The organism is Alteromonas sp. MmMcT2-5, from assembly GCF_022348315.1.
Lineage (GTDB): Bacteria > Pseudomonadota > Gammaproteobacteria > Enterobacterales > Alteromonadaceae > Alteromonas > Alteromonas macleodii.
On sequence record NZ_JAKRFB010000078.1, the window covers coordinates 1 to 13,871 of the forward strand.

General features: G+C 38.4%; 11 protein-coding genes. 8 read left to right on the plus strand and 3 right to left on the minus strand.

Annotated features, from left to right (window positions below; translation table 11 throughout):
- Positions 1-71 precede the first annotated feature (71 nt).
- From MHN09_RS19675 to MHN09_RS19710, 8 genes are all read left to right on the plus strand, one after another.
- Positions 72-1,553 (plus strand): arylsulfatase, encoded by a 1,482-nt coding sequence (locus tag MHN09_RS19675; RefSeq protein WP_222936685.1) that lies wholly within the window; start codon positions 72-74, stop codon positions 1,551-1,553.
- A 157-nt stretch (positions 1,554-1,710) separates the two neighbouring features.
- Positions 1,711-2,682 (plus strand): MoxR family ATPase, encoded by a 972-nt coding sequence (locus tag MHN09_RS19680; protein WP_008305436.1) that lies wholly within the window; start codon positions 1,711-1,713, stop codon positions 2,680-2,682.
- A gap of 9 nt (positions 2,683-2,691) precedes the next feature.
- Positions 2,692-3,624 (plus strand): DUF58 domain-containing protein, encoded by a 933-nt coding sequence (locus MHN09_RS19685; RefSeq protein WP_008305438.1) that lies wholly within the window; start codon positions 2,692-2,694, stop codon positions 3,622-3,624.
- Complete coding sequence (locus tag MHN09_RS19690; RefSeq protein WP_008305440.1) at positions 3,624-4,190, plus strand: DUF4381 domain-containing protein; 567 nt, start codon at positions 3,624-3,626, stop codon at positions 4,188-4,190. Before MHN09_RS19685 ends, MHN09_RS19690 begins: the two co-directional genes overlap by 1 nt.
- 4 nt (positions 4,191-4,194) lie before the next feature.
- A complete protein-coding gene (locus MHN09_RS19695) occupies positions 4,195-5,181 on the plus strand; it encodes a VWA domain-containing protein (protein WP_008305441.1) in 987 nt (328 codons plus the stop codon).
- 241 nt (positions 5,182-5,422) lie between these two features.
- Positions 5,423-6,802 carry a VWA domain-containing protein gene (locus tag MHN09_RS19700; RefSeq protein ID WP_269822365.1) on the plus strand — a complete coding sequence of 460 codons (1,380 nt, stop codon included), beginning with the start codon at positions 5,423-5,425 and terminating at the stop codon, positions 6,800-6,802.
- Positions 6,795-8,087: a BatD family protein gene (locus tag MHN09_RS19705; RefSeq protein WP_015068507.1), complete on the plus strand. Its 1,293-nt coding sequence runs from the start codon at positions 6,795-6,797 to the stop codon at positions 8,085-8,087. The genes MHN09_RS19700 and MHN09_RS19705 overlap by 8 nt, the downstream gene beginning before the upstream one ends.
- Before the next feature lie 25 nt (positions 8,088-8,112).
- Positions 8,113-8,889 (plus strand): alpha/beta hydrolase, encoded by a 777-nt coding sequence (locus MHN09_RS19710; protein WP_008305447.1) that lies wholly within the window; start codon positions 8,113-8,115, stop codon positions 8,887-8,889.
- Between the two features lie 106 nt (positions 8,890-8,995).
- Here the strand turns inward: MHN09_RS19710 and MHN09_RS19715 are convergent, their stop codons facing one another.
- From MHN09_RS19715 to MHN09_RS19725, 3 genes are read right to left on the minus strand one after another with little or no spacing between them, the layout of a single operon-like run.
- On the minus strand, positions 8,996-10,600 hold the full coding sequence (locus MHN09_RS19715) for a choline dehydrogenase (RefSeq protein WP_187447620.1): 1,605 nt from the start codon (positions 10,598-10,600) through the stop codon (positions 8,996-8,998).
- 31 nt (positions 10,601-10,631) lie between these two features.
- Positions 10,632-12,068 carry a coniferyl aldehyde dehydrogenase gene (locus MHN09_RS19720; RefSeq protein ID WP_008305450.1) on the minus strand — a complete coding sequence of 479 codons (1,437 nt, stop codon included), beginning with the start codon at positions 12,066-12,068 and terminating at the stop codon, positions 10,632-10,634.
- Between the two features lie 19 nt (positions 12,069-12,087).
- Positions 12,088-13,671, minus strand: coding sequence for an AMP-binding protein (locus MHN09_RS19725; protein WP_187447621.1), 1,584 nt, complete (start codon positions 13,669-13,671; stop codon positions 12,088-12,090).
- Between the last annotated feature and the right edge of the window lie 200 nt (positions 13,672-13,871).

Consider the following 13,871-nt stretch of genomic DNA (forward strand, 5'->3'; position numbering starts at 1 on the left):
CTGCTTGTTTCTTTGACGAGAAGAGCGTACCACTTTTAGCAGTTGGCCTCCTCTTCTACACCTTTCCATGAATGTCGCACTTATTATCTGAAATCGGGGATAACTTAAGCGCCTATACCATGGGACAAGCAGGTCACTGGACACCAAATATTGACCGTATTGCTAAAGAAGGCGCAATATTTACTGATTACTACGCAGAAAACTCTTGTACTGCTGGTCGCTCTGCATTTATTCATGGCCAACATCCAATGCGTACAGGCTTAACCAAAGTTGGCTTACCTGGTGCTAAAGAAGGCGCTCGTGAAGATGATGTTACATTAGCAGGTTTATTAAAGCCTCTAGGTTACATGACCGCCCAGTTTGGTAAAAATCATTTTGGCGATCAAGACAGTCATTTACCTACAAACCATGGTTTTGACGAATTTTATGGCAACCTGTATCACTTAAATGCCGAAGAAGAGCCTGAACATGAAGACTATAACCGATTCATGACTGCGGAAATGAAGAAGCGTTTTAGCCCTCGCGGCGTTATTCATTCATTTGCTGATGGACGTATTGAAGACTCAGGTCCATTAACCAAAAAGCGTATGGAAACAGCCGACGAAGAGTTTTTAGCAGCCACCATAAAGTTTATGGAAAAAGCGCACAAAGCTAAAAAGCCATTTTTTGCATGGTTTAATGCAACTCGAATGCATATTTGGACACATTTAAAAGATGATGTTAAAGGTATCTCTAAACGTGGCGGCCTATATGGCGACGGCTTGGTAGAGCATGATCGTCACGTAGGACAATTACTCGATAAGCTCGATGAGCTAGGCATCAGTGGCAATACAATCGTTATTTACACAACGGATAATGGCGCAGAAAAGTTTTCTTGGCCTGATGGGGGCACAGTGCGCTTCCGTGGCGAAAAAAATACCACTTGGGAAGGTGGCTTTAGAGCACCTGCCATGGTTCGTTGGCCAAATAAAATAAAATCAGGTCAGATAGTTAACGAACTAACCGCTCATAATGACTGGTTACCAACGGTTATGGCTGCGGTAGGTAATACAAATATTAAAGAACAGTTAAAGAAAGGGGCAATATTTAACGGTCGTCAATATAAAATTCATTTAGACGGTTACAACATATTGCCACAACTAATTGAAGGTAAAAATACTACTGCTGACGATAATACAAACTGGCCTCGTAAAAACTTTATTTATGCAACCGATGGCGGCAAAGTTGCTGCAATTAGAATGGGCGACTGGAAATTATTATTCTTAGAGCAAAAATGTAAGGGTTGGGAAGTATGGGCTTGTCCTTTAGTGGCACGCCGTCTACCTTTAATTTTAAATTTACGCCAAGATCCATATGAAGAAGCACCAATAAATGCGGGAGGCTATGATAGATGGTCGGTAGATCACTTATTTACTGTTGCTCCTGCGGCAACAGAAGTAATAAAATTCTTACAAACATTTAAAGAATTCCCGCCATCACAAGCACCAGCCGACTTTACCTTTTCAACGGTTGTTGAAAAAATGAAAATTTGGGAAAACGTGACATATAAATAAAAATCACAAAAAAAAAGCAAGAGTTAATACAGCTCTTGCTTTTTCGTTCTACACTAAAATAAAAGCTTAGTTATGTAATTCATTAAAAACCATGTATTTATACACACTTTTGGCATTACAAATAAACTAATAACACCATTACCAATAAAGAATAAATATGGCCGAAAACATATTAGCTCAAATTAAAGCGCTTCAGTCAGAAGTAAACCAGTCAATTTTAGGGCAAGAAAAGCTCGTTAATGCCTTAATAATTGCATTGCTGACCAACGGCAACGTACTGCTTGAAGGATTACCTGGTACCGCTAAAACCCGCTCTATTCGCACCTTGGCTAAAGTGCTTGAAGCTAAGTTGGGGCGTATTCAATTTACGCCCGACTTGTTACCATCAGACGTTACAGGCACAGAAATGTTCCAAGATATCGATGGTAAAACTGATCTCTCCTTTAAAGAAGGGCCTATATTCAATCAATTAGTTCTAGCCGACGAAATCAATAGAGCTCCTGCAAAAGTACAAGCGGCATTGCTTGAAGCAATGGAAGAAAGACAAGTTACTGTGATGGGGAAAAGCTATCAATTACCTGATCTATTTATGGTATTGGCCACACAGAATCCAATAGAGCAAGAAGGTACCTACCCTCTTCCTGAAGCACAAATCGATCGTTTCGCGCTAAAAATTCAAATCGACTACCCTGATGATGAACAAGAATTATCAATAATTCGTTTAGTGCGCTCAGAAGAAGGTAACAAACAACAAGCGCCTATCAAAATACAACAAAGTGTTGTTTTTGATGCTCGTCAACAAGTATTAAACATACACATGAGTGAAGCGGTAGAAAAGTACATTGTCGCAATAGTGATGGCGACTCGTAAACCAGAACGCTACCCAAATAGCAATTTAAAAAACTGGATAGCAGTTGGCGCTAGTCCTCGCGCTAGTATCATTTTAGACAGGTGTTCACGAGCACAAGCATTCTTAAATGAAAAAGACTATGTAGATCCCGATGATGTTAGACAAGTAGTTTGTGACGTCCTCAGACATCGAATAAACCTAAGTTATGAAGCGCAAGCTGACGGAATAACTTCTGACGATGTTATTAACGAAATAATTAAGCAAGTCGCTGTCGTATAAACCAAGCCAATGAAAACAGTTAAAGCAATTGATGAACGCATACAAATAACGCTAAAACAACTTATGCGTTTAAAACACGACGCTCATGGCTTTAGCTTTTTATCTAATCAACCATTAAAAAGTAAATTAATGGGTCGTAAACGCTCTACCATTAGGGGAAGAGGTTTGGACTTCTCCGAGTTAAGAGATTATCGCCCAGGAGACGATATAAGAAATGTTGACTGGCGTGTCACTAATCGTATGGGCAAGCCCTATGTGCGCCTTTATTGTGAAGAAAAAGACCGACCTGTCATGATCATTGTCGATCAACGTTCAAATATGCACTTTGGCAGCCAATGGAAAATGAAGTCAGTTTTAGCAGCTGAACTTAGTGCGTTAATTGCATGGAAGGCATTAGATGAAGGTGATCGTGTTGGCTTTATTATATTGTCAGATCAACGTTACATTGAATGTGAACCAACTAGAAGTCATACAAAGTTTCAACAGTATTTAGCATTAATAGTTAAGTTTAATCAAATAATAAACAGTAACAGTGCCCAAACCAACAAGCCCATTTCAATGGCTGGCTTACTCAAAAAAGCTGAAAAGTTTATTACTCACGATTACTTGCTAATAGTTATTTCAGATTTTATTGACCCGCAGGCATCAATAATACCGAGCCTTGCAAAACTAACTCAGCACAACGACATTATCGCCTGTTACGTTTATGACCAACTAGAGCATGATATTCGCCCGCTAGAAAACCTAGTGTTAGGAGATGGCGAATACCAATTACAACTGTCAGCTAATAAAAAAGGTCTAACAGAAAAGTTTAATCACTATACCGAACAGAAGTTGTCTAACATGCAAACAACGTTTGCTAAACACAATATTCCATTATTGTCTTTTTCAACAGAATTTAACGTTGCTGGACAAGTTCGTAAACACCTAGGGGCAGCTTAATGTTAGATGCCTCATCAACAATCAATCAAAGTTTTGGCAATTTAGCATTGACCAACTTTAATGAGGCTCCAATGCCAGAAACCTTACCAATTTTACCTTTTGCCCCAGGGTGGAGCTACCTTGCAATAATATTTATTACTTGGTTAATAATCTTTATTATTCAAAAATTAATTTATCAAATTAATAACCACTATCGAAAAAGTGCACTATTGGCTTTAGCTGAACTAGCAAACTCTTCGTTAACCGAACAAGCGCGACTATATCAACTAGCAGAGCTAATAAAAGGAACTGCTCTTTATATTTTCCCTCGTGAAATTATTGCGCGACAAACAGGAAAAGATTGGTTTAATTTTTTAAATACTCATAATAAAAAACAAGTATTTGATAGTAATGCCCACCAACTATTAGGTGATAACCTATACCAAGTACCAAAAGAAGCGTGCACAGAGAAACAGTGGCACTCATTAATAGAACAAACCAAACTTTGGATCCAGCAGCATCCTTACGAAGGAGTGAATCCCGTCATAAAACCTTTTAGCTTATTAAACTTAGTTAAGAGCAAGTAACCTAATGCTTGAATTTGTATTCCCTTGGCTATTTCTTCTTCTACCGTTACCTCTGTTGCTACGCTTTCTTCCAGAATACCTACAACAAAATCAAATGGTTAAAGTACCATTTTTCAATAAGCTCATCGAAATATCAGGTGATAAAGCCAAGCTAGGGGCAAAAACACAACAGCCAAGCCGGTTACAAAAGTCTGTTTTGATCATTTCTTGGTTGCTTTTTGTATTAGCTGCTGCAAAACCTCAATGGTTGCAAGATCCAATAGTACAAACAAAATCAGCAAGAGATCTAATGGTTGCTGTTGATGCTTCAGGGTCAATGGCAACAACTGACTTTAAAGTGGCAAGTGATAATACAGTTGACCGACTAACCATGGTTAAGTCAGTGCTAAAATCTCTTGCTATGGAGCGTAAAAACGATCGTTTAGGTTTAATTGTATTTGGCTCTGCAGCCTACCTTCAAATGCCTTTTAGTGAAGACCATGCAACTTGGTTAACTTTACTCAATGAAACTGAAATTGCAATGGCGGGCCAAAGTACGGTAATTGGTGACGCCATAGGTATTGCAATTAAGCACTTTGAAGAAAGTGAAACAAAAAACCGAGTACTTATTTTACTGACCGATGGTAATGATGCAGGCAGCAAAGTACCACCAATAGACGCTGCAAAAATAGCTGCTAGCTACGGCGTTAAAATATATACAATTGCGCTTGGCGACCCAGCAACGATTGGCGAGCGAAAACTCGATAGTAAAACCTTAAAGCGCATCGCTGAGCTAACTGGTGGAAATTTTTATCATGCGATGGACACCAGCCAACTTAGTCAAGCTTACCTAAATATTGCCCAACTTGAACCGCAAACATATGACTCTATATCATTTCGCCCTAAACAAAGTATGCATCATATCCCTTTGATTACCTTAGTTATTATGAATTTATGTATGGTAGTGTATATACGTTCAAGAATAAAAGTTAAGGTGCCCTATGATCAGTGACCTGGCTTACTCGCAACTACTACAAAACTTTCACTTTTTAAGGCCATGGTGGGCATTGTTGATCCCGATACTCTGGTTATTGTTATCGAACAAAAACTCGAAGAAAAATGAAGACCAGCAAGCTAAAAAGGTTTTTGCTCAGCACATTTATCAAGAACTAACAGCAGAAGCTGGAAGTATCAGAAAAATATCTCCCTCAATTGTTGCATGGGTTGTAATGCTGCTAATTACCGTGATTTTAATGGGCCCAAGTTGGCAACGCCAGCCTTCTCCTTTTCTACAAGACAGCTCTGCTCTATTCATATTGCTTGATACCAGTAACTCCATGAATAGTGTTGACATTCAGCCTTCTAGACTTGAGCGAGCTAAACAAAAAGTATCAGATCTTCTCGCTGAACGCCCTGAAGGTTATACCAGCTTAATTGTCTATTCAGGCAGTGCTCACTCAATATTACCGTTAACAAACGATCACAATATATTAAGAAACTACTTGTCAGCTGTTACAACCAAAATAATGCCTCAGCAAGGAAAGTCTGTAGCTAATGCGTTAACTTTAATAAAACAAGCAACCATCAGCGACGATACACCCGTTACCGTTTTACTTATAACCGATGACATCACCGAACAAAGCCAACAGGCATTAACACGCTTTTCTGAACAACACCGCTATCAAATGTTAATTTACGGCATCGGCTCTACGAATGAAGAGCTTAGCGCAAAAGGTTTAACGCTTCCTTCATTAAACAATCAAAAGCTTAGTCGCATTTCAGATGAAATAGACGGTTTTTATCTGTCGGCAACAATTAATAAACAAGACATTCACCAACTAGTCAGTAGAATCAAAAGCTTTTATAACCCAATAAATGACAAACATATCCCTTGGGTTGATAGCGGTTATTGGCTTGTTTTTCCCGCAATGTTACTTTATTTACTGTGGTTTAGACGAGGCTGGACGATTCGCTGGTCAAGTTTTATTGTTGTACTTTGCTTATCACTACCAAGTACTCAAGGCCAAGCTGCTGAAAACAGCTTTGCTAATTTTTGGTTAACTCCTAACCAACAAGGACAACTATATTTTTATTTGAAAGATTATAAAACCGCTGCTGAGCGATTCGAAAATACGATGTGGAAGGCCACCTCTTATTACCTAAACGAAGACTTTGACCTCGCAATAGAATACTTTTCAAGAATAGATAGCAATGATGCCAAATTACGTTTAGCAAACGCCTACGCTCATGCAGAAAAATACTATGCTGCTGAGTCTATTTATCAATCGTTACTTGCCGTTTTCCCTAATAACCAAGCAATCATTGAAAACTTAGCGGCTGTGCAAAAAATAATTAAAGCTCGAGAGTCGTTATCTGAACATCAAAAACAAGAGCAAAATGAACGTTCAGATGATGAAACAAGTGATCAATTTAAACAGGCAAAAGGTAAACAAATAAAAACGAATCAACGTAAGCAAGAAGTTCAGCAATACAGTGCAGAACAAATACTAAAGAATGAGCAACTTGCCAAAATGTGGATGGAAAATCTACAAAAAAATCCGAGTAAATTTTTAGCAAACAAACTGCAAATACAAGTGAATAAGCAAAAACTATTAGGGAGTAGCAATGAGTAAAGCTAAATTACTTGCTCTTTTTTTGCTACTGCTACCTTATTCATTAGCACATGCAGCAACAACTATTGACGATTTAATCAGACAAAATGAGCTACAAGTATCTATTGAAGTTGTAAACGATAGACCTGTGATAGTTGGTCAAGAAGTAACGATAAAACTGCGAATTGCAACATCCACTTGGTTTAAAGGGTCGGTAACATTCACTTTGCCAGAAATTGATAACGCCATTGTTATCCAGCGCAGTAATTTTGGCCTAAATAGTAGCGAACACCTCAATGGTAAACGGTGGACGGTGCATGAAAAAGAGTTTTCGATATTTCCGCAACAAGCAACTAACTATATGGTTCCTGAATTTGAAGTTAGCATGAAAATTCATGTTATTGGTCAAGGTGATATTGAAGGAATCATACTAACTAACCCTATAGTCTTCAGCGCCTTAGTACCAAAGCAATTGCAAAATAGTCTTGATGAAAACAGCCAATGGTGGGCAGCTAATCACTTGGCTATTAAACAAGCTTGGGATAAAGATTTAACACAGTTATTGCCTGGTGATGCTGTCACTCGCACTATCACCATTGAAGCAGACGGCTTACTTGCCATGATGCTACCTGAAATAAACCACAATACCATTCATGGTTTACCTCATTACTTATCGACACCAGAGCTTATCGACAACAACAACCGAGGCAACAAGCTTGCAACGCGCATTCAAAAGTTCACTTATATCGTTGAGCAGCAAGGAAAAGTGGTTATTCCAAAAATCAAACTTGCTTGGTGGGACAATAACGCTCAAACCCTTAAACATGCACAACTTGATTCACAACCAATAGCCATCGGCTCACTTACTGTTGGGCAACAGTTTCAGTTGTATATAACTAAAAACCTAACCATATTTTTTTACCTATTATGTGCTCTATGCTTACTTATTGGTTATTTAGTTTTTATTAGAAAAAGAACTAATAATTCAAATCAAGATAAACACCGAACAAAAAAGATCAAAGCTCAGCTAAAACAAGCGATAAAAAGCAATGACCACAAAAGCTTTATAAAATGGGCTTATATTTACTTAGACACTGTTACTAAGTCTAACAACATAAATCTATTAACTAAGGAACTCAGCAGAGAAGAAAATTCGGCAACTAGTTCATTATTTGAAAGCGTTTTTTCGCCAGTATCTTCAGATAAACAAACTGATCGGCTCTCAAAAAGCTATCTCAAGGCGTTAAATAAAAATAGTAAAGTAATAACAAAACCTAAAACACCAAACATTAACCCTAAGGGTTGATCTATCTACTGAAGTAATAAAGATCATGAACATAACAACGCAATACATCGATTTAAATAGCGGCAAAGTTTTCGTAAAAATATGGACACCAGAATCTATAGAAAATAAAGCGCCTATTGTGCTATTACACGATTCACTTGGTTCAGTAAATCAATGGAAAGACTTCCCTCTTCAACTAGCAACTAAATTATCTAGACAGGTTATTGCCTACGACAGACTTGGTTTTGGGAGTTCAGACGCTAGAGAGCAATTACCATCTCTTAACTTTATAGAAGAAGAAGGCTTAGTTTACTTTCCTCAAATCAAGGCTAAATTAGGTTTAACAGAATATTTAGTACTTGGTCATAGTGTTGGTGGTGCAATGGCTATTAACATTGCCGCACAAGATAAGGAATGTTTATCAATTATAACCATTGCCGCACAAGCATTTGTTGAAGATCTTACAATTAGCGGTATTGAGCAGGCAAAATCTGTCTTTCAACAACCTCAGCATTTCGAGAAACTAGTTAAGTGGCATGGTGATAAAACGCGATGGGTAATAGATGCATGGACAGAAGTTTGGCTAAACCCTGAGTTTCGCACTTGGCAACTAACAGTAGCAAGCAAAATTACTTGTCCAGTACTAGCATTACATGGTGAAAAAGATGAATATGGCTCTGTCGCTTTTCCAAGCTATATAGTTGAACAATCCACAGGTCAAGCTCAACTGAATATTATTCAAAGCTGTGGTCATATGCCCCATAAGACCCACACGAAACAAGTACTATTAGCAATAGATGATTTTATTAATGATCTTTCTTAACTCAAGAAGACGAAGACATTAAAACGAACTCAATATAAAAGCCCTATAGCTCATTAAAGTAACTATAGGGCTTTCTCAATCAGCTGGTTCAAGCAAACTCACGGTTTTAAGCGTTATCTTCTAAAATCATATCTGCTGCTTTTTCACCGATCATAATAGTAGGTGCGTTGGTATTACCTGAGGTTACCGTCGGCATAACAGACGCATCAACAACACGAATACCTTCTAAACCGTGTACACGTAATCGCTCATCAACAACAGCCATATCATCATTACCCATTTTGCATGAGCCAACAGGGTGATAGGCGTGAGAAGCTTCTCTTCTTAGGTATTCTTCAATTTCTTGATCTGTATTGAGCGGTACATCAGGCTTTAATAAACAATCACGATGCTCGTTAAAGCCGTCACTATTAAGTATATCAAGCAAACGCTTCACCCCTTCTCTTAAGTCTTTCATATCATCAGGATGTGATAACAAATTTAACTTAATGTTAGGAGGAGTCATCGGGTTACTGTCTTTTAATGTTAACTCGCCACGACTTTTAGGATTTGATATATTAATAATTACACTATACCCCCATTTGGTCATGATTTTATAATCACGACAATGATCACGGTAAGCTAACGGCACAACGTGTAATTGCGCATCTGGACGTTCTTTTTCTGGTGAAGTTTTAATAAAGCCACCTGCCGCAGTTGGTGGACTAGCTAACCACCCTTTACCTGCTAACGCATATTTAAACAGCGCGATGGTTGATTTAATTGTTCCCACGAGATTAAGTGCTATACCTGACTTCTTCTTACTTTTCACCACTAAAATAACGTCAGGATGATCATGTAAATTTTTGCCAACACCTGGTAAGTCATGAATAACTTCGATGCCTTTTTCTTCCAGTTCTGCTTTAGGACCTATGCCTGATAGCATCAACATTTGCGGAGAATTAAAAGTACCGCCACAAACTAATACTTCTTTTGCAGCTTTTACGGTAACCAATTTACCGTCTTGCATATATTCAACACCGACCGCTCGTTTGCCTTCAAATAATATACGTTGAACCTGAGCACCTGTTTCAACGGTTAAGTTACTGCGCTCCATTGCAGGATCTATATAACAAGCTTTAACGCCAGCGCGTTTGCCATCTTTCACCGTAAATTGATAATAGCCAATACCTTCTTGATAATCGCCATTAAAGTCTTCATTCATTTTATAGCCTTTTTCAAGGCCTGACTTTATAAAGCCATTATAAACATCAAAACTTTCATCACCATTACTAACTTCTAGCGGACCACCAACACCGTGGTACTTATTTTCACCACGTTCATTGTTTTCTGCTTTTTTAAAGTAAGGTAGTACATCATCATAAGCCCAGCCTTTGTTGCCCAGGCTTTCCCAATGATCGTAATCTTCCTTACAACCACGAATGTACACCATGCCGTTAATACCACTAGAGCCACCTAGCATTTTGCCGCGTGGTTGGTATTGTGTGCGATTATTCATCGACTTATCCGCCAATGTATTATAACGCCAGTTGATGGTATTTATTTTAAAGTCTTGAATAAGTGCAGCAAAAGCAGCTGGCGTTGAAACCAACTTATTGTTACCAGCACCACCAGCTTCTAACAAACATACTTTATTGTTCGGATCGGTTGATAAGCGATGTGCTAACACGCCCCCAGCTGAACCGCCACCAATAACAATATAATCAAACATCTTTAATTCCTGTTGTAATAGTGTTGATGATTTACTGACGAAGTAACCATTTTAAAATAGGACGCAAAAAGCCTTTATCGTACGGCGGCGCAGTGAATTTTCCAGGATAAAATTTGCCACGTTTCAGCACTGTTTTCGCCTTGCTCATCGCTTTAAAACCTTCATGACCGTGATAGTGACCAATACCAGAATCACCAACACCGCCAAAAGGTACATCGTCACAAAGTGCATGTGAGACAACTTCATTAATACTCACACCACCCGAATGTGTATGATTTAAAATGTAGTCTTGTGTAGTTTTATCAAAGCTCATGATATAAAGACCAAGCGGACGACCACCTTGATTAATATAACTAACAGCTTCTTCTACTGATTTATAGCCTTTAATTGGTAAAATTGGACCAAAAATTTCTTCCTGCATCACAATCATATCTTCAGTAGCATTCAACACTAAATGCGTCGGCATCATACGAGTTTTTGGATCTGGTTCCTGACCGTTAGCAGATATTACTGTTGCTCCTTTGGCTTTGGCATCAGATAGTATTTCTTGTAAACGTTGAAAATGACGTTCAGAGTGAACACTTGAATGATCTGTTGTAGAGCTAAACGCAGGAAACATCTCTTTGAAACGCTTACAGTATGCATCTACTACAGCTTGCTCTTTACCTTCAGGACATAATATATAATCTGGTGATAAACAAATTTGACCTGAATTAGCACATTTACCATAGATAAATCGACTTACAGCATCGTCAATGTCCATATCTGGACAAACAATCACTGGACACTTACCACCTAACTCTAAAGTTACCGGTACTAAGTTTGCAGAAGCTGCGCGCATAACATGGCGACCTACTGCTGTTGAGCCAGTAAACATTAAATGGTTAAACGGTAATGCAGAAAAGCGAGCAGATGCCTCTGCTTCTCCATCAAAAATTGACACTAGTGAATCATCAAACGCTTCGGCAATAATTTTCTTAGCGACTTTGTTAGTTTCAGGGTTGAACTCAGACATTTTTATCATGGCAGAGTTGCCGGCAGCAAGCGCGGTAACCAAGGGACCAAAAGTAACAATTATAGGGCCATTCCACGCACCAATAATGCCAACTACACCAACTGGTTGATACATTAATTCAACCTTTGCAGGTCGCACTAATAAGTCCGTATGGCGAGTTTCAGTTTTCATCCACTTTTTAAGGCGCTTAACGCAGTAATCAATGTTATTAATGTTAGGTAAAACATCTAACAACAAAGTTTCTTCAGGGCTTCGGCGACCAAAGTCTTTATTTAGTGACTCAATCAACTCATCTTGGTGGGCTAATAAAGACTTCCTTAAACGCTTTAATCGTGCAATACGCTCATCTGCTGAAGGCATAGGATTTGCTAAATAAGCTTGCTGCTGTTTTTTCAGCTGCAATGCAAATTCACAAGCTTGATCTTCAACTACCACTTGCTCTTGGGCTGACATAATATCTCTCCCCTAAACCTTAGCCAACGGCTCTGTCTGAGTTTTCCCAATACTTTTTACGTACATCTTTCCTTAACACCTTACCAACGACAGTAAGTGGTAATTGGTCAACAATTACTATTGATTTTGGTGACTTATAACTACCTAATGACTCTTTAACAAAAGCAATTAGCTCTTGCTCTGACACCTGTTCACCTTCTCTTAGCATAACCTCGGCATGAACAGCCTCACCCCATTCTTCATGAGGAATGCCAACAACTGCTGACATAAAAATTGCGTTATGAGCATTAATTGCCGCTTCAACTTCAGTGGCATAAATATTGAAGCCACCAGAAATGATCATATCTTTTTTACGATCTACTAAGTAAATATAGCCATTTTCATCTTTATAGCCCATATCACCTGATTTCCAATAGCCGTCATAAAACTCTTCTGCTGTTTTTTCAGGGTTGTCTAAGTAGCCTAAACAAACACCACGAGAGCGTAGCCAAAACTCACCTATTTCTCCTCTTTTTACGGGCTCGCCATCATCGTCCATAATTTCAACTTCAACACCAGCAGTTACACGACCTGCTGAAGACAAGTGCTTATCGTCACCATTTTCACATAAATGATCAGATTTACTTAATGAAAGCGCGATAGCAAAATGCTCAGTTGAGCCATAAGCCTGAATAAAAATATTACCGAATTTTTTCTGTAACAGTTTTAGTTTTGGAGGGCTCATCGGCGCAGCGCCATAATACATATTTTGCATGGTTGAAAAGTCAACATCTTGCACTTCTGGGATCTCAAGCATACGATAAAGTATAGTTGGTACAAGAAAAGCGTGAGTTGATTTTTCTGTCTCAATGGTTTGACAATATTTCACCAAATCAGGTTCATTTAAAGTAATGTTACAACCACCACTAAAGAATGTAGGCACTAAGAACATACCACTACCATGACTAATTGGCGCAATATGTTGCATTCTAGTATTGGTATCAAAGCAAGCTTCATCTAACGCATACAAAGTATCGCGTAAACCTAGCCAATTATCAGCACAATACACCGCTGGCTTACCTTTACCTGTCGTACCACCTGTAAAACGAATGATAGATTGATGCTCTCTATCATCAATCTCCATATTTGGATTTTCATCAGATACCTGCGCTAACAGATCCCATAAATAAAACAGGTTGTCATTACCTTCAAACTCAGAAGGAATTGGATCCATACAAACCACTTTAATGCCATGCCCAATTAGCATTTCTAAGTGCGTTGCTAAGTGCATATTCTCTATAAATACAACTTTAGGTTTAGAATATTCTATTTGCCATTCATGCTCAGCAATAGCATCGCGTGAGTTAGTAAAAGCCCCAGTAAAATGTGATTTAAAAATAGTAGGGAAATGAAATAACGCCATGTTGTCGTTATCTAAAATATTAACAAAGCGATCATTTCTTTCCATGCCAAACGTCGTCGAAAGCATGTTCACTATTTTATTAGTTACTAAATGAAATTCTCGATAAGTAAAACGGCGGTCACGTTCTACGTTAACTATTGCTTCCAAGTCTCCCCATTTATCAACAATACTTTGGAATTGGCTGCTAAAATTAACTTTCATCTCTAACTCTCTTAATAATTATAATGTTCTAATTTCATGACTATAAGTAAACTGTCTTTGAGCTCAATTATCAGGTCAAAATTGGCAAACATGCAGTTAAGTACTGAGGGATCCCCACGAATTTAGCATGTAATCTTGCTCATGCAAGCTTCAGCGGTGAGTTCATCAAGCCAGCGGATCGTCTTTTTCCACTGATGCAG

What these genes read in the sequence shown, in the direction of transcription:
- MHN09_RS19705 (WP_015068507.1), top strand. Translation starts at nt 6,795, where the DNA reads ATGAGTAAAGCTAAATTACTTGCTCTTTTTTTGCTACTGCTACCTTAT.
- MHN09_RS19675 (WP_222936685.1), top strand. Translation starts at nt 72, where the DNA reads ATGTCGCACTTATTATCTGAAATCGGGGATAACTTAAGCGCCTATACC.
- MHN09_RS19700 (WP_269822365.1), top strand. Translation starts at nt 5,423, where the DNA reads ATGGGCCCAAGTTGGCAACGCCAGCCTTCTCCTTTTCTACAAGACAGC.
- MHN09_RS19680 (WP_008305436.1), top strand. Translation starts at nt 1,711, where the DNA reads ATGGCCGAAAACATATTAGCTCAAATTAAAGCGCTTCAGTCAGAAGTA.
- MHN09_RS19720 (WP_008305450.1), bottom strand. Translation starts at nt 12,068, where the DNA reads ATGTCAGCCCAAGAGCAAGTGGTAGTTGAAGATCAAGCTTGTGAATTT.
- MHN09_RS19685 (WP_008305438.1), top strand. Translation starts at nt 2,692, where the DNA reads ATGAAAACAGTTAAAGCAATTGATGAACGCATACAAATAACGCTAAAA.
- MHN09_RS19710 (WP_008305447.1), top strand. Translation starts at nt 8,113, where the DNA reads ATGAACATAACAACGCAATACATCGATTTAAATAGCGGCAAAGTTTTC.
- MHN09_RS19715 (WP_187447620.1), bottom strand. Translation starts at nt 10,600, where the DNA reads ATGTTTGATTATATTGTTATTGGTGGCGGTTCAGCTGGGGGCGTGTTA.
- MHN09_RS19690 (WP_008305440.1), top strand. Translation starts at nt 3,624, where the DNA reads ATGTTAGATGCCTCATCAACAATCAATCAAAGTTTTGGCAATTTAGCA.
- MHN09_RS19725 (WP_187447621.1), bottom strand. Translation starts at nt 13,671, where the DNA reads ATGAAAGTTAATTTTAGCAGCCAATTCCAAAGTATTGTTGATAAATGG.
- MHN09_RS19695 (WP_008305441.1), top strand. Translation starts at nt 4,195, where the DNA reads ATGCTTGAATTTGTATTCCCTTGGCTATTTCTTCTTCTACCGTTACCT.